Annotated in this window: 2 protein-coding genes; both read right to left on the minus strand. The window is 30.5% G+C overall.

The window, feature by feature from the left end; translation table 11 throughout:
* Positions 1 to 65, minus strand: a 65-nt coding sequence (locus tag BAQ49_RS32070; RefSeq protein WP_208610845.1) for an FDLD family class I lanthipeptide, incomplete at its 3' end; no start/stop codon positions are given.
* Positions 66 to 114: 49 nt separating this feature from the next.
* Entirely contained in the window at positions 115 to 255 is a 141-nt protein-coding gene (locus BAQ49_RS04200) for a gallidermin family lantibiotic (RefSeq protein WP_000606628.1), read from the minus strand.
* Positions 256 to 262 lie beyond the last annotated feature (7 nt).

A 262-nucleotide genomic window follows, 5' to 3' on the forward strand; every position in this document is an offset into this window, starting at 1 on the left:
TCTACATCACCTGAAGCTGTTGTTACTTGAACATCTAAATCAAAAAGGTTTTTTTCATTAATCATTTTCTTTTCCCCCTAAAATTTTTTTAAGATAATATATCTTATATAGCAATTAGCAACAGAAGCTATTGAATGAACCTGTGTTTCCACAGCCAGGCGTACAAGCTGAAATACTTGTAATTTGTGGATCTACATCACCTGAAGCTGTTGTTACTTGAACATCTAAATCAAAAAGGTTTTTTTCATTAATCATTTTCTTT

The organism is Bacillus proteolyticus (genome assembly GCF_001884065.1).
GTDB classification, from domain to species: domain Bacteria; phylum Bacillota; class Bacilli; order Bacillales; family Bacillaceae_G; genus Bacillus_A; species Bacillus_A proteolyticus.